A 17596-nucleotide genomic window follows, 5' to 3' on the forward strand; every position below is an offset into this window, starting at 1 on the left:
CTTCGAGGGGCGAATCGCACGCCTCACCGCGATTCGCCCCTCGGAGGATCTGCTTCTCCAGCCATGGACTTCCCTAAACGATCTTCATCGTCTCCGGATTCCAGTGAATGATGCTGTCCTTCTCGAAGCTCAGGTTCCCGAGCAACGCCGCTCCCGCCGCGCGGAAGCCGAACGTCGCATCTTCCACAGGAACCTGCCGGCTGCGTACTGACTTGAAGAAGTTCGAGAAGTGGTCGTAGCTGTCGAGATATCCCTGCGGCGCGGTAAAGGCCTCCACATCGCGCGGTGTCTCCTCGGGATGGACCACGGGATACTTCTTGCGGTACTGCTCGATGTACGCCTTCTGCTGCGCGTCCGCGAACGTGGATACGGTATATCCGGGCTCCTTCGATGGAGGAACCCGAGTGACCGTAACCGTGCGCCCGGAGATCTCCATCTGTCCTTCCGATCCCGTGAACAGGAAGCCTTCGCTCTCTTCGCCACCATCGACGAAGTTCACGCGCAGGCTCAGGTTGAAGCCCTCGGGATAGTCGAACAGCGCGAGCAGCACGTCGTTCGCGTCGCGGCCATCCTTCCAGTACCGCAGACCTCCCGTCGCCATCGCGCGCGTCGGTCCATGCGATCCAGTGATGAAGTGCGTCCCGCTGAAGAGGTGAACGAACAAATCTCCCGCCACGCCCGAACCATAATCCTTCCACTTGCGCCACTGGAAGAACCGCTCGCCGCTCCACGGAATCTTCGGCGCGGTACCGAGGAAGCGCGGCCAGTCGCAGGTCTCGGTCGAAGCATCGAGCGGCACGGAGTAGTTCCAAGCGCCGATCGACGAGTTCCGATCCCACCGCGCCTGCACCATGTTCAGCTTGCCGATAGCGCCCGAAGCCAGCAGCTCCTTCGCCTTCGCGTAGACCACGGAGCTGACGCGCTGGCTGCCCACCTGAAGAATACGGTTGGTCGACTTCGCTGCATCGATGATCTCCGGCCCATCCGAGTAGAGATGGATCATCGGCTTTTCGAGGTAGACATCCTTGCCCGCCTTCATGCTGTCCACGGCGGCCTGCTTATGCCAGTGGTCGGGCGTGGCGATCAGTACCGCGTCGACATCGGGGCGCTTCAGAATCTCGCGATAGTCGCGAGTCGTGAAGACGTCATTGCCCCACAGCTCCTTCGCATGGGTCAGACGGCCGTCGTAGCAATCGGCCACGGCGACCAGCTTCACACCCGGAACGGTGATGGCGACGCTGGTGTCGAACTGTCCCTGGATGCCCGCGCCGATCAACGCCAGGTTGATCTGGTCGTTTGCGGAGCGTGGCGCAACCGCCGGGGCCTGCGCGAGAAGCGGGTGAAGGCGGCCCGCCGCGGCGGCAAGCATGGTCGTCTTTGCAGCGGATTGAAGAAAGGCTCTACGGTCTGGCATCGGTAACTCCCTCGAAGTCGGTGCGGGATGGTTTCGTTATCTCGCTTCGGTAGAAAAGGTACGGGATGGGACACGGAAGTGTCCAGCGCCCCTTGCCCCGAACCCTGAGGACAAACGCTTCAGCGACTTGGGAAATCCTCCGATTCGCCCTAAACTGATCCAGTCAGACGGAGAAACGCAAAGTGCTCGCATCGAAACGTATCCGCCCACTGCAGACCGTACTCCTAGCCCTGTTGCTGTCCGGTCTTCCGGTCATCGCTCAGACCACCCCGGAGTACACGCTGCCGCCGCGCCAAGCTCCCATCGTTCTCTTCGATGGCAAAGACCTCTCAAAATTCGACACCTTCATCAAGGGCCGTGGCTTGAACTCCGACCCCACCCACGTCTTCAAGGTGGAGAACAAAGTCATCCATGTCTCCGGACACGAGATGGGATACATCATCACCAAGCAGTCCTTCCACCGCTTCTATCTCCGCGCCGAGTTCAAATGGGGCACCGGTACCTTCGGCGAGCGCAAGGGACAGGCGCGTGACAGCGGCATCCTCTACAACATCCAGGGCGAAGACAAGGTCTGGCCCCGCTCCATCGAGTTCCAGATCAAGGAAGGCGAGACCGGCGACTTCTGGCTGACCGACGGCGCAGCCCTCACCGGCCCAGACGGCAAGCGCGTGACCGGCCCCACAGGAGCCGCCACCAACATCGGCCACATCCACAAAGGCCCGCAGAAGAATGTCGTGGGCTTCCGCAACACTGAGGGCGAACTCGAAAAGCCCTATGGCGAATGGAACATCCTGGAAGTCGTCGTCGACGACAATCACATCACCCAGTACGTCAACGGAGTCCTCGCCAACGTAGGCACCGATCCCTTCCCCACCGAAGGTAAGATCCTCTTCCAGTCCGAGGGTGCGGAGGTCTACTTCCGCAACATCCAGTTATCACCGTTGAAGTAGTGGAATCACTTCACCCCGAAGATCAGAAAATAATCCTGCCCATCGGCTTTAGTGAAGTCGTACTTCGCCTCCAGCCTATACCCGGCCTCGCCCATCTCCCTCACCACAATCTCCAGGTTCAACCCGTGGTCCGTTCCACTCCCATTGCGGTCGATGATCCCCACCTTCGCCCCCGGCCGGAGCGCTGCCCGCAACTCCTTCATCACGGGGATAGGGTGCGCGATCTCGTGGTAGACCTTCAGCATCAGCGCTGCATCCACGCTCCCCGGCGGCAGCTTCAGCTCATCCGGCGCCCCCAGCACCGTCTTCACATTGCCCAGCTTTTCTTTCTGCGCACGCTGATCGATGTACTTAATCGCTTCAGCATTGATGTCCTCCGCGTACACCGTGCCTCCAGGTGCGACGCGCCGAGCCGCCCGCACCGTAAACCATCCCGAACCTGCGCCGATATCCACCACACTCTTCCCCGGCCTGATCCCCAGCAGGTCCATCACACGATCGATCTGCAGCTTCTTGTCGCGTTCTGGATATTCGAAGATCGACAGATCGCCCGCATACGGCGTGCTCGTAGGCCGCTGCGGTGCCTGCGCTGAACCCGCTCCAACCACCATCGACGCCGACAAGCTCAACACCACAAAGAAACGCCCGAAAGATCTCATCCCCCAAGCATCCGCTTGAAACGGCCCCTCTGGCAAACACCCGGTTCAAAACCGCGCTGCAATCCTTGGCAAGCCGCAACAAGCCGATCCTTCCTTCGTAGAATCCTCGCTGCCGTAATACCCTCTACACCATGCGGACAATGAAACACCTCCTGGCGGCTAGCCTTGCGTTCTCCTCCTTTGCGGCAATCGCCCAGACCGCAGACACGAAAACCACGCAGCCTGAACCCACCCAACACACCTTCGTCATCAAAGAATTCCGCACCGAAAGCGGCGTCGTGCTGCCCGAGGCGCGCGTCGTCTATGGCACCTACGGCCACCTCAACGCCGCCAAGGACAACGCCATCCTCCTACCGTCGCACTACATGGCAGAGATGCACGGCTACGATTGGCTGATCGGCCCCGGCAAGGCACTCGACCCGACAAAGCAGTTCCTCATCACGAGCGAACTCTTTGGCAACGGCCGCTCGTCCTCGCCCAGCAATACGCCCGAGCCCTTTCACGGCCCCCGCTTCCCCGTCACCACCATCCGCGATAACGTCGAAGCCGTCCACCAGCTCCTCACCACGGAGCTCGGCGTGCAGCACCTCAAGGCCGTCATAGGATTCTCCATGGGAGCGCAGCAGGCCTTCCAGTGGGCTGTCTCCTACCCCACCTTCATGGACCGCGTCGTCGCCACCTCCGGCACCGCGAAGACCTACGGCCACGGCATTGTCCGCCTGGAAAGCCAGATCGACGCCATCACCGCCGACCCCACCTTCAACAACGGCGATTACACCGTCCAGCCAAAGAAGGGCATCGAGACCTTCAACCTCATCTGGACCGCGTGGCTCTTCTCGCAGGAGTGGTGGCGACAGGAGCTATGGCGCACCGAAGAACCCGCCGGAACCACCTTCAAGCAAGTCGTCGAGAAGTACCGCACCCACTTCATCGACGGAGCCGACGCCAACGACCTTATCCTGCAGATGCGCACCTGGGAGAGCAACGACGTAGGCGCAACTCCCGGCTTCAACGGCGACGTAGAAAAAGCCCTCGCCTCCATCAAGGCTCCGGTCCTCTACATGCCATCCGCAACCGATCTCTACTTCCCCGTCACCGACGCCCAGTATGAGTCGAAGTTCATCCCCCACGTCACGCTTCTGCCCATCCCTTCACTCTGGGGCCATCCTGCAGGTGCAGGCGCCAGCCCCGCCGATGCGAGCTTTCTCAATGACCACATCGCCGCCTTCCTCAAGATCGCCAGAGCAGACTAGACGCCGGGGGTCCACTCCGGGTGCCCCATCCATGCGGTCTCTTCGCATGGGTGGGATTGGACCACGACAGCCATCTCGCTCGATCGCGCAGCCATGTAGGCTGACTTAACACCTTCATGCTTCGACTCACGCCATCGACCGTCGCGCATCTACTCCTGCTCGCCACCGTAGCCGTCTGGGGAGCGACCTTCGTCCTCGTCAAAGACGCTCTTACCGACTCGACCCCGCTTCTCTTCAATCTCCTCCGCATGACGCTTGCCTTCGTCGTGCTCGCGGCAGTGAATCACCGCCATCTCCGCAAGCTCTCACGGCGTTCGGTCGTCTCCGGCCTTGTCGTCGGCATCCTCCTCGCCGCCGGATACCAGTTCCAGACCAGCGGCCTCGCCCGCACTACGCCAGCGAAGTCCGCCTTCATCACTGGCCTGGTCGTGGTCTTCGTGCCGCTCTTCACCGCGATCCCCGCGCTGCGCCCGGCCGGCTCCCATGCCCCGCGCTGGACCGCCGCGATCGGAGCTGTCCTCGCTTTCAGCGGCTTACTCTTGCTCACAACTCCGCCCGGCACAGAGTGGCGTCACCTCTTCGCGTCCATCGGCCTGGGCGACCTGCTCACCCTCGCCTGCGCCATCGCCTTCGCCGGACACCTTATCTCCCTTGCGCATACTTCGCCCGGCTTGTCACTGCAGCAGCTCTCCACACTTCAAATAGGCTTTGCCGCGCTCATCATGCTCGTCACCCTCCCGCTCGGCGAGCAGCCCCATGCCACCTTCACGCCGCGCCTAATCCTTGCCCTTGGCGTCACCAGCATCATCGCCACTGCCGCCGCCTTCACCATCCAAAGCTGGGCGCAGAAGCACCTGCCGCCGACGCACACGGCGGTCATCCTCTCGCTCGAACCCGTCTTCGCCTGGCTCACCTCGCTGCTCTTCTTTAAGGAGCACCTCGGCACCCGAGCCTTAACCGGCGCGGCACTCATCGCCGCCGGAATCGCCGCCACCGAGCTGCTCCCAGCCGCTCAAACTCCAGAACAGATTCCCGTTTAGCCGCTACTTCCTCCGAGCCGCCTTCTCCAACCGGTCCCGGAGCGCCACCGCCACCCCGTCCCCACTCGGCACCGGACACACAATCACATCCACCCCGCGCGAATCCAACCACCTTAACCCCGCGAAGATCCGATGCGCGAAGGCATCGTCATCGCCCCACTCCCCGCACACGAACGTCTCCTCCGCATACGAGGCGTCCCACTCCTCCGGCAGGATGACTCCCACCTTCTCTTCCGCTTCTTGTGCTTGCTCAATCGCTGCGTGCAGCGAATGGGTCACATCTCCGGAAGCCTCCACCGAAACCAAGACCAGACGCGCCCGCGGAGCATAGTGCCGCAACCCCACTCCCGGCGAAGGCAGACTCTCCGGCACAGAGTCAACAGAAGCAGCCGCCCGAAACAACTCCACTTCCACCCCAGTCGCATCGAAGATCATCGCGGCGGTCACCGCCCCAGGGCGATAAACCACCATCGGCGTCTTCAGCACATCGAGAACAGTAGACTCGATCCCCACGCGCGTCGCTCCACCATCCAGCACCGCATCGATCCGGCCATCCAGATCTTCGAGCACATGCCCTGCCGTCGTAGGACTTGTCCGGCCAAACCGGTTCGCACTGGGAGCAGCCACCGGCACCCCAGCCAGCCGAATCAGCTCCATTGCCACAGGATGCCCCGGCATCCTCACCCCCACCAGCGGTCGACCCGCTGTCACCGCATCCGGCACCGCACTCGTCCTCGGCAACAGCAGCGTCAAAGGCCCGGGCCAGAACGCCTCAATCAACGTCCCTACCCTTGCCGAGAACTCCTCTGGAACTTCCGCCACCCTAGCCATCATCTCGCGGTCGCTTACATGCACAATCAGAGGATCCCACTCCGGACGCTCCTTCGCCGTAAAGATCTTCGCAATGGCCGTCGCATCAAGAGCGTTCGCCCCCAGCCCGTAGACCGTCTCCGTCGGGAAAGCGACCGTCCCGCCACCGCGCAAAACCTCCGCTGCCCGCTCGATTCCGCCCCGGTTCTCCCCCTCGTGAGCAAATAAATGCTCGGTTTTGCACAAACCATTCATCTCCACATCTTATCCGGCGCAAAGTCCATCCCCCATCCGCCGTATACTTTGTGAATGCAGGCTCCTGAGATCGAACTCAAGTTCCCAGTCAGCGACCCCGCCGACTTTCAGTCCATGCTTCCCTCCCTCGGATTCCACCTTGATAGCGCTCGAACCTTTGAACGCAATACGCTCTACGACACCCCCACCCGGACCCTCCGAGAACAGCGTCAGATCCTTCGTATCCGCCAGTACGGCTCGCTCTGGACCGTCACCCACAAGCGCCCCAGCAGCGACCTAGCCTCAGCGCGGTTCAAGGTCCGCATCGAGACCGAGACCCACGTCGACGACGGCGAGGCCACGGCCGAGATCTTCTCCAGCCTCGGCTATCTGCCTGTCTTCCGCTACGAAAAGTTCCGCACCGAGTGGTCCCAGATGCCGCTCTTCGCCGCCGAACGCTCCGACGGCGCTCTTGGCCACCTCGTCGTCGACGAGACCCCCATCGGCAACTACGCCGAGCTCGAAGGGCCGCCGGACTGGATAGACAGCATGCTGGAGCTCCTCCTGGTCGACCCCAAGACCTGCATCACCGACAGCTACGGGAAGCTCTTCGAGAACTGGAGACTCGCCACCGGCAGCCCGGCAGAACACCTCACCTTCGCTGAGATCAACGCGGCTGTAGCGGTATAGGGTTCGTCCGCACCCAGAGGAGGATCTACCTTACGTTTTCGGACCGCCACAAACAAAAAGCCCGCTCAACCGAGCGGGCTTTTCTGCACTCCCCAGCAAAATCAGTAGATGTGGAAGTCCACCTGGATCTGCACTTCCGTCTTTACCGGCTTGCCATTGTCCATACCCGGCTTGAAGCGGAACTGCTGCACCGCCTCCTTCGCCTTGTCGCCAAGTCCCATGCCAGGATCACTGACCACGCGCACCCGGATCGGCATGCCTCTCTCATCGACGACCACATCGACGATCGCCACACCCATGTACTTCGCCTTGCGCGCCTCTTCGGTAAACTCGGCATCGACCTGGGAGACAACCTTAGGTGCGCTCACGCTTCCGCCAATCTGCCGGATGCCGCCGCCCGTGTTTCCGCCAGATCCCGGCCCCATGCCATTTCCGTTCCCGGAACCCAGTCCCGAGCCATTGCCGTTGCCCATCGAAACGCCGACCTTAGGCGCGTTTGCCATCCCGATGTTCGGCATATCCGTCTGCATCTTCAGGTGCGGATCGACATCGATCGTCGGCGCAACCGCCAGCTTTGGCTCAATCTTCGGAGGCGCTATCGGCGGCGTAATCTGCACCGGGCTGAACTTCGGCGGACTTCCCTTGCTTACCGGAGCTGGGCCCTTCTGTCCGCCGCCGCCACCCATCCGTATGGTCTTCACCGGGGCAGGGGGGCGAACCGGAGTCTCCAGTGACACAACGTTCAGCTGTTTGGGAGCCGTAATCTGGACGATCTTGCGCCCGACGACCCAGAGGATCAACCCAATGATCACAGCGTGGATCACAATCGCGATCGCCGTGGAGGTTGGGTCGCGCTTGACCGCCATCCGGTCCACCACCGCAACCGGCTTCGACTCCAGCACCAGCGGCGGCAGCTTCTTCGGAAAAAAGACGTCGTAGATGCTGTTCTTCAGCGACGCAAAGATACCCTGTTCCGGGCCCAGTAGATCCTTGCCGTCAATATGCAGTTCCACGTCCCGACGTGGAACTGAGACGACTTCTTCGCTCGGTTCAGTCTCGGGGGCAATCATCAACGAATTGGCCATAAAAAGTTTCGCCTCGGCGACTTCAGGGTCTGCGACCCTCGTCGCAAAACCTTATCGCTCCACTTCGAGCCGCAGCGGTACGCGTCCATCGCGCCCGATACCACTCTTGCCTGTACGTTCCCGGTCTTCCGCCGGATGACTCCAGGCAAATAAAACACTGGCCTGATGTCATTCTACAAACTTTCACACACGTCTGCCTCTAGGTTTGACGCACGTGAAGCCTGTCAGGTACGCCGAAATCATTTCGGCGTTAAATATCTTTAACTCCGTCCATCACATGCAATCTCTCGCCCTCGCCTTGAAGCGATTCGACATCTTCATCCCGGATACAATAGACGTTTGACCGCAGCTCTGTCTTGCTGCCTTAAATGCAGAGGAATCGATGCCGGAAGTAACCCCGAATCATGACCAGCCAAAAGGTCTAAAGTCTACCCTGAACCTCCCGCAGACCACCTTCCCCATGAAGGCGAATCTGCCGCAGAACGAGCCCGTGCGCCTCGCCGCGTGGCAGCAGGCGGACCTCTACGGCCAGATTCGCGCCGCCCGCAAAGGTGAGGCCAAGTACGTCCTGCACGACGGACCGCCCTACGCCAACGGGGCCATCCACCTGGGCCACGCCCTGAACAAGTGCATCAAGGACTTCGTCGTCAAGACCAAGACCATGGCCGGCTTCGACTCCCCTTACGTCCCTGGCTGGGACTGCCACGGCCTGCCCATCGAGATCAAGGTCGATGAGCAACTCGGCCGCAAGAAGCTCGACATGCCAGCCATCTCCGTCCGCCGCGCCTGCCGCGAGTACGCGCAGAAGTACGTCGACCTGCAGAAGTCCCAGTTCGAGCGCCTCGGCATCTTTGGCCGCTGGAACGACCCCTACCTGACGATGTCCTTCGCCTACGAGGCCAGCATCCTCGAGACCTTCTACGAGTTCTTCGAGAAGGAGTTCGTCTACAAGGGCCTCAAACCGGTCTACTGGTGCATCCACGACAAGACCGCCCTCGCCGAGGCCGAGGTGGAGTACGAGCAGCACACCAGCCCCAGCGTCTACGTCCGCTACAAGCTGACGAGCGCCCCAAATCCGGGTCAAGGTTTGGGTGCCCCATCCATCGCGCCTTTGTATCATGCGATGGGTGGGTCTGCCACAGATGTCTACGCCATCATCTGGACCACCACCCCCTGGACCCTTCCGGCATCCCAAGCCATCGCCTTCAACCCCGGCATGGAGTACGTCGCCCTCGCCACGCCAAACGCCACCTACATCGTCGCCCAGGCGCTTCTGTCAGAGGTCATCGTTCGCTGCAACCTGATGAGCGCGGCCAACCCATCCGAACCCGCATCCCAGGCCGACATCGTCGCCGTCTTCACCGGCGAGCACCTCGAACACGCCACCTTCCACCACCCCTTCCTCGATCGCGAGATCCTGGGCGTCCTCGCGCCTTATGTCACGGCCGAGCAAGGCACCGGCGCGGTCCACACCTCGCCCGCCCATGGAGTCGACGACTTCTACACCGGCAAGCGCTACGAACTCCCAGAGATCCAGTACGTCGACAATGCCGGCAAGCAGCGCCACACCGCCGATAAGTACTCGAACCACACCACGCAGGTCTACGACGACCTCACCGTCTTCAAGTCCAACCCTGTCATCATCGAGCTCCTGCGCGAGCACGGCGCGCTGCTCTCCGCCGCCAGCATCGAGCACTCCTACCCGCACTGCTGGCGCTGCCACAACCCGGTCATCGTCCGTGCAACGGAGCAGTGGTTCATCGGCATGGAAACGCCGATGGTCGCGCCCGACGGAACCACGGAAAGCTTCCGCCAACGCGCCCTCGATGAGATCAAAAAAGTCGTCTGGGACCCCGCCTGGGGCGAAGAGCGCATCTCGAACATGATCGCCACCCGGCCCGACTGGTGCATCTCCCGCCAGCGCATCTGGGGCGTTCCTATCGCCGTCTTCCTCTGCGACAAGTGCGGCACCCCGCTCAACGACGCCGCCATCAACAAGAGCATCGTCGAACTCTTCAAGAAGGAGAGCGCCGACGCCTGGTACATTCACGAGCCCGCAGCCCTGCTGCCAGCGGGAACCACCTGCTCCTGCGGCCACACCGAGTTCCGCAAGGAGATGGACATCCTCGACGTCTGGTTCGAGTCCGGCGCAAGCTGGCACGCCGTCCTCGAAGCCGAGCCCGAACTGAGCTTCCCCGCCGATCTTTACACCGAGGGCGGAGACCAGCACCGCGGCTGGTTCCACTCTTCCCTGTTGAACTCCGTGGCCACGCGCGGCATCGCTCCCTACCGCATGGTCGCTACCTCCGGCTGGACGCTCGACGAACAAGGCCGCCCGTTCTCGAAGTCGCTCGGCAACGGCGTCGACCCTGTCGACATCGCCAAGCGCCTGGGCGGCGAGGTCATCCGCCTCTGGGTCGCCTCGGTCGACTTCCGCGAGGACGTCGCCGCCAGCGAAAACCTGATGCAGCGCGTCAGCGACAACTACCGCAAGCTCCGCAACACGCTGCGCTTCCTGCTCGGCAACCTGCACGACTTCACGCCTGCCACTGACGCGGTCACCGACTTCCACAAGCTCGAACCGCTCGACCAGTACATCCTCGCCCGCATGGCCGAGCTCGACGCCAAGATCCGCACCGCTTACGAACACTTCGAGTTCCACCGCGCCTACCACGCGCTCAACGAGTTCGTGAACACCGACCTCAGCGCCTTGTACCTCGACGTCCTGAAGGACCGCCTCTACACCTTCGCCCCGAACCACGCAGCACGCCGCAGCGCCCAGACCGCGCTTTGGCGCATCGCCGAAGCCCTCACCCGGTTGATCGCCCCCATCCTCAGCTTCACCGCCGATGAAACGTGGGCGTTGCTGCCCAAAGTCGAGGGCCGCGAATCCAGCGTCCACCTCGCGCTCTTCCCAGACATGAAGGACATCATCCCCGGCAGCGTGAAGCAGCTTGAAGAAGATTGGCAACGACTTCTCGCGGTTCGTGAAAAAGTGATGATCAAGTTGGAAGAGATGCGTCGCGAAAAGGTAATCGGGAAATCTCTCGAAGCTAGCGTGTCGATTGGCGCAGATTCGACATCCCTGCCTCTGCTTGAGAGATACGAAGGGAGTCTATGTGAGCTATTCAACGTCTCGCAGGTTTTTCTTGAAGCCATCGGCGACAGAGAAAAACTCTACTACGCGACCAACCAAGACTTAGTCGATAGTCACGTCTTCACGCCAGGCTCTCCAACCATCACTGATACCGTTCGCCTGAAGACGGCTGCTGCTGGCGGACCCAAGTGCGAACGCTGCTGGCGCTACGTCCCCGACGTAGGCAACGAAGCCAACTACCCAACCGTCTGCCTCCGCTGCGCCGAAGCCCTCGCCGCGATCCACTTCCCGCCGTACACCGCCGAAGGCGAGAAAGGCGCGGCCGAATGAACCTGCACACCATGCCCTTCCCGCCGCGCGAACGCACCCGAGACTGGCGCATCCCGCTCCTGATCCTCAGCGCGCTCGTCATCGTAGCCGACCGCCTCTCAAAGCTCTGGATCGTCCACCACATCCCCAGCGGCAGCGCGCGCGTCATCATTCCAGGCGTCTTTCGCCTGACTCATGTGCTCAACACCGGCGCGGCCTTCAGCCTCTTCGCTGACTCCGTCTCTCCCGGCACCGTCCGCATCGGGCTGATCGTCTTCTCAGTCGTCGCGGCCTTCATCGTGCTCGGCCTGCTGCTGCGCACCGGCCGCTACCTCACCATCAGTAGCGTGGCGCTCGCGCTCATCCTCGGCGGCGCTGTGGGCAACCTCTACGACCGCGCCCGCCTCTACTCCGTCGTCGACTTCCTCGAAGTCACCATCGTCCACTACCACTGGCCCGACTTCAACGTCGCCGACAGCTGCATCGTCATCGGAGCCTGCCTGCTGGTCATAGAAATCTTCCGCCCACAGCCACAAATCGACTAATCATCATTGCAATTTTGTTTGTCATTCCCGAAGGGAATCTGCGTCTCACGACCTACCTGTGAGACCATGCTTTCGTGGGAATCATCACAAAACAGATCGACAAACTGCCCACATGGGCGCAATGGGTTTTAGCAGCTCTGGGCCTATTTGCGGGCGTATATGGAGTAGTTCGCTACGGCTTCTGGCATATGTTGCTACGAGTGATATTCAGCCCGGAGTTATAACCTCTTGCCCTTTGTCATCCTTCGCCGAAGGCGGAGGATCTGCTTCTCTCAGCCACCAACCTCACCCAATCGCTTTGAGTCCCGCCACCCGAACCGCTCTTCGATCGAACGTCAGCGTATGCCCACATCCTGAATGAGCATTCAGCGCCCCGATCAGAGCATCTTCGAACTCCGCCGTCCCGCGCTTCAAAGCGAAGGCCGCTTCGAACACCTGCTGTTCATTCTGGATCGTTAGAGAGTCCGCGGTGAGAAGCGCCTCGAGGCACGCTGCAATCTGAATGGGCGTTTGCTTGAAGACACTCCTCAAGACCCAGACAATCTCCAGCATCACAGCCACGTTGATAAACCCAGGATCGGATGCACTGATCCTGCGCTCGAAGATACGATTCACCAGCACAGACTGGTCCGGATCATCCTGAAGCAGATAGCGCAGGACGACGTTCGTATCGAGACCGATCATCGCCGATAGCGCGCCGTCGCACTCTTGCCGAGAGCGGACTCCATCTCTTCCACCGTCACGACATGGTCAAGCTTCGGCAGAATCCCTTTGAGCCTGGATACCGGGGTCTTCGGCAGAATCACAACGGCACCGTCAGGCTGGAGAAAGAACTTGAACTGGTCCCCCGCTTTGAGGTTCAGATACTCCCGCACCTGCTTCGGAAGGGTTACCTGATTCTTGCTGCTGAGGGTAGCTTCCATGAGAGCATCTCCTGCTTTACATTTTAGCAATTGTAAAGCGCACTGCACGAAACTGGTGGCGGATCTATGACGTGAAACACCCCGCTGGCATTCCAACCCAATCTAACCGAAAATAGAGGTTTGCCCTCTCCGCCTGTCTCGCACAACGGAGAACGGGCAACGAACATCGGCCTCTTATGAATGACCAGATCACAATCCGCGGCGCGCGCACCCACAACCTCAAGGGCATCGACGTCTCTATCCCTCACAACAAACTCACCGTCGTCTCCGGCGTCAGCGGTTCGGGCAAGTCCTCGCTCGCCTTTGACACCGTCTACGCCGAGGGCCAGCGCCGTTACGTGGAATCGCTCTCCGCCTACGCCCGCCAGTTCCTCGAGCGCATCGAGAAGCCCGACGTCGACTTCATGGACGGCCTCGCTCCGGCCATCGCCATCAAGCAGAAGAACCAGACGCGAAACCCGCGCTCGACCGTAGCGACAGCCACCGAGATCTACGACTACCTCCGCCTGCTCTATGCCCGCTGCGGCACCGTCACCTGCCTGCACTGCGGCGGCATCGTCAAGCGCGACTCCGTCGACGAGATCGTCGACTCGCTGCTGGCGCTGCCGGAATCCACCCGCGCTTACGCGCTCTTCCCCATCGTCCGCGCGGAGATCAAGCTAGAAGCCCTGCAAGGTTCGAGCGTCGCAGCCGTCGAAGCTCCTGCCCCGCCGAAGCCGACCAAGCTCTCCACGAAGAAGACCAAAGCCCCCCCAGCGCCGCCAGTCGTCGACATCACCGACGCACTCAAAGAGCGCCTCACCGAACTCCGCCGTCGCGGCTACAACCGTCTCTTCCAGAATGGCAAGATCGTCGAGTTCTCGACCCCCGAGTCTTTGCTCGAGCTTGACTTCACGCAGCCTATCTTTGTGCTTATCGACCGCCTCGCCATCTCGCCCGACGTTCGCGCCCGCATCGTCGACGCTATCGAGACCGGCTACCGCGAGTCCGGCGAAGTCCGCTTCCAGACCGTCCCGCGCGAAGAAGACCAAGCACCACAATCCTTCCGCTACAGCGCCGCCTTCGAGTGCACCACCTGCCACCGCGCCTATCGCGAGCCCGAGCCGCGCCTCTTCTCCTTCAACAATCCCTTCGGCGCCTGCCCGCGCTGCCAGGGCTTCGGCAACACCATCGACTTCGACCCCAACCTCATCATCCCGGACAAGTCAAAGACCCTCGACGAAGGCGCGGTCGCCCCGTGGACAACCACCAAGTACCGCCCGCACCACGGCGAGATGAAGCGCGCGGCAGCGGCCGCAGGCGTTCCCACCAACGTCCCCTGGTTCGACCTCACGCCCGCGCAGCAGGAGTTCATCCAGGAAGGCAAAGGCAGCTTCCCCGGCATTCGCGGCTTCTTCGCCGAGCTCGACCGAAAGAAGTACAAGCTCCACGTCCGCGTCTTCCTCTCGAAGTACCGCGGCTACGCCACCTGCCCCGACTGCAAGGGCCAGCGCCTCCGCGCCGAAGCCCGCGCTGTCCTCATCAACAACATGAACATCTGCGAGGCTGCCGCCCTCACCATCACCGCCGCGCAGGAGTTCTTCGACAATTTGCAACTTTCACCGGCACAAACTGAGATCGCCGGAAAGATCCTCGAAGAGGTCCGCCAGCGCATCGGCTTCCTGCACCAGGTCGGCCTCGACTACCTCACGCTCGACCGCCTTAGCTCCACGCTTTCGGGCGGCGAGTCGCAGCGCATTCAGCTTGCAACCTCGCTAGGCTCACGCCTTGTAGGCGCTCTGTATGTGTTGGACGAACCCAGCATCGGCCTGCACACCCGCGACACCGCCAAACTCATCCGCATCATGGAAGATCTGCGCGACCTCGGCAACACCATCCTCGTCGTCGAGCATGATCCCGATGTCATCCGCGCCGCCGACTATCTCCTCGACCTCGGGCCCGGCGCTGGCGAACTCGGCGGTCAGCTCCTCGCCGCAGGCACAGTATCCGAGGTCACCCGTGACCCGAACTCCATCACTGGCAAGTACCTCTCCGGCCGTCTCACCATCCCCGTCCCCAAGCACCGCCGCGAAGTAGGCCGCGAGCATCTCAAGCTCACCGGCGCGCGCATTCACAACCTCAAGGGCGTCGACCTCGACATTCCGCTCGGCCTGCTCTGCTGCGTGACCGGCGTCTCCGGCTCGGGCAAGTCCACCATCGTGCACCAAGTCTTATACCGTGCGCTGATGCAGGCCTTGGGCCAGGGCGAAGGCTCCGACCCCGCGCATCTCTATCGCGGACTCTCCGGAGCGCAGTACCTCAACGATGTCGTTCTCGTCGACCAGTCCCCCATCGGCCGGACCCCGCGGTCGAACCCGGTCACCTACATCAAGGCCTTCGACGCCATCCGCGAGCTCTTCGCCGCGCAACCTGACGCCAAGCGCAAGAGCCTCTCCGCTGGCAGCTTTTCGTTCAACGTCCCCGGTGGCCGCTGCGATGTGTGCGAGGGCGATGGCACCGTCACCGTCGAGATGCAGTTCCTCGCCGACATCGAGCTGCCCTGCGAAGAATGTAACGGCACACGTTACAAAAACTCCGTGCTCGACGTGAAGTATCGCAACAAGAACATCCACGACGTCCTGAACATGACGGTCAAGGAAGCCCTCGTCTACTTCGCCGGCAACCCCAAGATCGCCGACAAGCTCTACGTCCTCGACGAAGTCGGGCTCGGCTACGTTCGCCTCGGCCAGTCCGCCACCACGCTTTCCGGCGGCGAAGCCCAGCGCGTCAAACTCGCGTCGCACTTATCTACGGCGCGAACAATACAAAATCGCGCCACGACGAATGAGGCGGCCGTAAAGGCCCGCAGCCGCACCCTCTACATCCTCGACGAGCCCACCACCGGCCTCCACTTCGACGATGTGGCCAAACTCCTCGCCGCCTTCCGCAAGCTCATCGACGGCGGCGGCTCGCTCCTCGTCATCGAGCACAACCTCGACGTCATCAAGTCCGCCGACTGGGTCATCGACATGGGCCCCGAAGGCGGCTCCGGCGGCGGACGCGTCGTCGCCGAAGGAACGCCTGAAGAGATCGCCGCGAACCCCGCCAGCCACACCGGCCACTGGCTCGCCCCGGTGCTCCCCCCCCCACCCGCAACCGCAACACACGAAGAGATCGCAGTCACCGCATGATCACAAGGAAGCCACTCTCTGGGTGCCCCATCCATGCAGCTTCACCGCATGGGTGGGCATTCGTGCGCAGCACGAACCGCTCCTACCCAATCTTCCTGATCCTTGTGTTGCTCTTGTGCGTGCAAGCACGAGCCCAACTTCCCGCAGACACCACCCAGCAGCCCGCCGCCCCCGACACCACCCTCCTCATGCAGGCCAACGACGCCCTTGAGAAGTCCGACTACACGGCTGCCCTTCCCATCCTCCAGAAGCTCTCTGCCGCCAACCCCAAAGACGCCCACATCCTCTTTGATCTCGGCCTGACGCAGGACAACCTCGACCATGACGCCGAAGCCGCCGCTGCCTACCGCGCCTCCGCCGCTGCCGATCCAAAGTTCGCCTCGCCACACCTCGCCCTGGGCCTGCTTCTCGCCCGCGACGGCAAGCCTTCAGAGGCGCACACCGAACTCCTGGCAGCCGCCAACCTATCTGGTCCTGCGAATGATGTCGACACCGCCGCCCGCGCACTTCGGGGGCTCGCCAAACTTGACCTCACTGTTAACGCCGCCGACGCCCGGGACGAGCTCCTCACCGCGCTCAAGATGTCGTCTGAGACCCCTGACGACATCCTCCTCTCCGCCCAGATCGCAGAAGCTCTCAACGATCTTCCACTGGCCGAGACTGCCTACAAACGGCTCCTCACTGCGACACCAAACGATCCGGCAACATGTGCCGCTCTGGCTCACGTCCTTCGCTTGGAGAACAAGCCCGCAGACGCTGAATCGATCCTCACAGGCGCTTTAGCCGTACACCCCGGCGACACCGCGCTGACCGCCCAACTAGCCTCTGCCTACCTCGCAGAAGATGATCCGGCAAAGTCCGCCCTGGCCGTGCCGCTCGCGGAAACTCTCCATCAGCAGCATCCCGACGAAGCCAGTATTACTCGCCTGCTGGCCCGTCTCTACGCCCAGACGAAACAGCCTGCCAAGGCCGATCCTCTCTATCTCGCGCTCCTCAAGCAGACTCCGAACGACCCAACCCTGCTGGACGACTACGGCGCGAACCTCGTCCATCTCGCCCGCTTCGCAGAAGCCGAAGCCGTCCTCAAGCGCGCCGTCGCCGATCCCAAGGCCTTCCCCACCACGGAAGACCTTGCAGCAGCGTACAGCGACCTCGCATTTTCCGCTTCTGAGAACAATGACCCAACAATGACGTTGCAAGCGCTTGATCTGCGTGCTAAAGTCGCAACCACTACTGCTGGATCTGTCTTCCTCGAGGCAACAGCTCACGACAAACTCCACCAGTACAAACAGGCAATCGAGCTGTACAAGCAGTTTCTGGACTTGCCGGAAGTTAAGGCAAACGGCAAGTTTGCCGATCAGGAGTGGGAGGTGAAACACCGCCTCATCGCCCTTGAAAAGATGAAGTAAGCAGGCTC

14 protein-coding genes are annotated in these 17596 nt (G+C 61.8%); 8 read left to right on the forward strand and 6 right to left on the reverse strand.

Annotated features, from left to right (window positions below; genetic code table 11):
* Positions 1-73: 73 nt before the first annotated feature.
* Positions 74-1414, reverse strand: a complete 1341-nt coding sequence (locus OHL18_RS11815; protein WP_263375050.1) for a Gfo/Idh/MocA family protein — start codon at positions 1412-1414, stop codon at positions 74-76.
* A 182-nt stretch (positions 1415-1596) separates the two neighbouring features.
* Here OHL18_RS11815 and OHL18_RS11820 point away from each other — a divergent pair, with 182 nt between their 5' ends.
* Entirely contained in the window at positions 1597-2364 is a 768-nt protein-coding gene (locus OHL18_RS11820; protein ID WP_263375051.1) for a 3-keto-disaccharide hydrolase, read from the forward strand.
* A 5-nt stretch (positions 2365-2369) separates the two neighbouring features.
* On the opposite strand, the gene OHL18_RS11825 is transcribed toward OHL18_RS11820, so the two are convergent.
* Complete coding sequence (locus tag OHL18_RS11825) at positions 2370-3023, reverse strand: class I SAM-dependent methyltransferase (protein WP_263375052.1); 654 nt, start codon at positions 3021-3023, stop codon at positions 2370-2372.
* A 140-nt stretch (positions 3024-3163) separates the two neighbouring features.
* On the opposite strand from OHL18_RS11825, the gene OHL18_RS11830 reads away from it, so the two are divergent.
* Both OHL18_RS11830 and OHL18_RS11835 read left to right on the forward strand, forming a co-directional pair.
* Positions 3164-4276 (forward strand): alpha/beta fold hydrolase, encoded by a 1113-nt coding sequence (locus OHL18_RS11830; protein WP_263375053.1) that lies wholly within the window; start codon positions 3164-3166, stop codon positions 4274-4276.
* Between the two features lie 116 nt (positions 4277-4392).
* Positions 4393-5316 (forward strand): DMT family transporter, encoded by a 924-nt coding sequence (locus OHL18_RS11835; RefSeq protein ID WP_263375054.1) that lies wholly within the window; start codon positions 4393-4395, stop codon positions 5314-5316.
* Positions 5317-5319: 3 nt separating this feature from the next.
* Here the strand turns inward: OHL18_RS11835 and OHL18_RS11840 are convergent, their stop codons facing one another.
* Positions 5320-6381: an L-threonylcarbamoyladenylate synthase gene (locus tag OHL18_RS11840; protein ID WP_263375055.1), complete on the reverse strand. Its 1062-nt coding sequence runs from the start codon at positions 6379-6381 to the stop codon at positions 5320-5322.
* Positions 6382-6435: 54 nt separating this feature from the next.
* On the opposite strand from OHL18_RS11840, the gene OHL18_RS11845 reads away from it, so the two are divergent.
* Positions 6436-7050: a class IV adenylate cyclase gene (locus tag OHL18_RS11845; protein ID WP_263375056.1), complete on the forward strand. Its 615-nt coding sequence runs from the start codon at positions 6436-6438 to the stop codon at positions 7048-7050.
* 101 nt (positions 7051-7151) lie between these two features.
* Here OHL18_RS11845 and OHL18_RS11850 read toward each other — a convergent pair whose 3' ends face one another.
* The gene (locus OHL18_RS11850; protein ID WP_263375057.1) at positions 7152-8135 is read right to left on the reverse strand and encodes an energy transducer TonB; all 984 of its coding nucleotides are present in this window, start codon (positions 8133-8135) and stop codon (positions 7152-7154) included.
* 382 nt (positions 8136-8517) lie between these two features.
* On the opposite strand from OHL18_RS11850, the gene ileS reads away from it, so the two are divergent.
* Both ileS and lspA read left to right on the forward strand, forming a co-directional pair.
* Positions 8518-11562, forward strand: coding sequence for an isoleucine--tRNA ligase (ileS, locus tag OHL18_RS11855; protein WP_263375058.1), 3045 nt, complete (start codon positions 8518-8520; stop codon positions 11560-11562).
* Complete coding sequence (gene lspA, locus OHL18_RS11860) at positions 11559-12086, forward strand: signal peptidase II (protein ID WP_263375059.1); 528 nt, start codon at positions 11559-11561, stop codon at positions 12084-12086. The genes ileS and lspA overlap by 4 nt, the downstream gene beginning before the upstream one ends.
* Before the next feature lie 285 nt (positions 12087-12371).
* Here the strand turns inward: lspA and OHL18_RS11865 are convergent, their stop codons facing one another.
* Entirely contained in the window at positions 12372-12770 is a 399-nt protein-coding gene (locus OHL18_RS11865) for a PIN domain-containing protein (RefSeq protein ID WP_263375060.1), read from the reverse strand.
* Positions 12767-13009: an AbrB/MazE/SpoVT family DNA-binding domain-containing protein gene (locus tag OHL18_RS11870; protein WP_263375061.1), complete on the reverse strand. Its 243-nt coding sequence runs from the start codon at positions 13007-13009 to the stop codon at positions 12767-12769. The genes OHL18_RS11865 and OHL18_RS11870 overlap by 4 nt, the downstream gene beginning before the upstream one ends.
* A gap of 176 nt (positions 13010-13185) precedes the next feature.
* On the opposite strand from OHL18_RS11870, the gene uvrA reads away from it, so the two are divergent.
* Complete coding sequence (gene uvrA, locus OHL18_RS11875) at positions 13186-16179, forward strand: excinuclease ABC subunit UvrA (protein ID WP_263375062.1); 2994 nt, start codon at positions 13186-13188, stop codon at positions 16177-16179.
* Positions 16176-17588: a tetratricopeptide repeat protein gene (locus OHL18_RS11880; protein WP_263375063.1), complete on the forward strand. Its 1413-nt coding sequence runs from the start codon at positions 16176-16178 to the stop codon at positions 17586-17588. The genes uvrA and OHL18_RS11880 overlap by 4 nt, the downstream gene beginning before the upstream one ends.
* Positions 17589-17596: the final 8 nt, after the last annotated feature.

Source organism: Granulicella aggregans, from assembly GCF_025685565.1.
Taxonomy (GTDB): domain Bacteria; phylum Acidobacteriota; class Terriglobia; order Terriglobales; family Acidobacteriaceae; genus Edaphobacter; species Edaphobacter aggregans_B.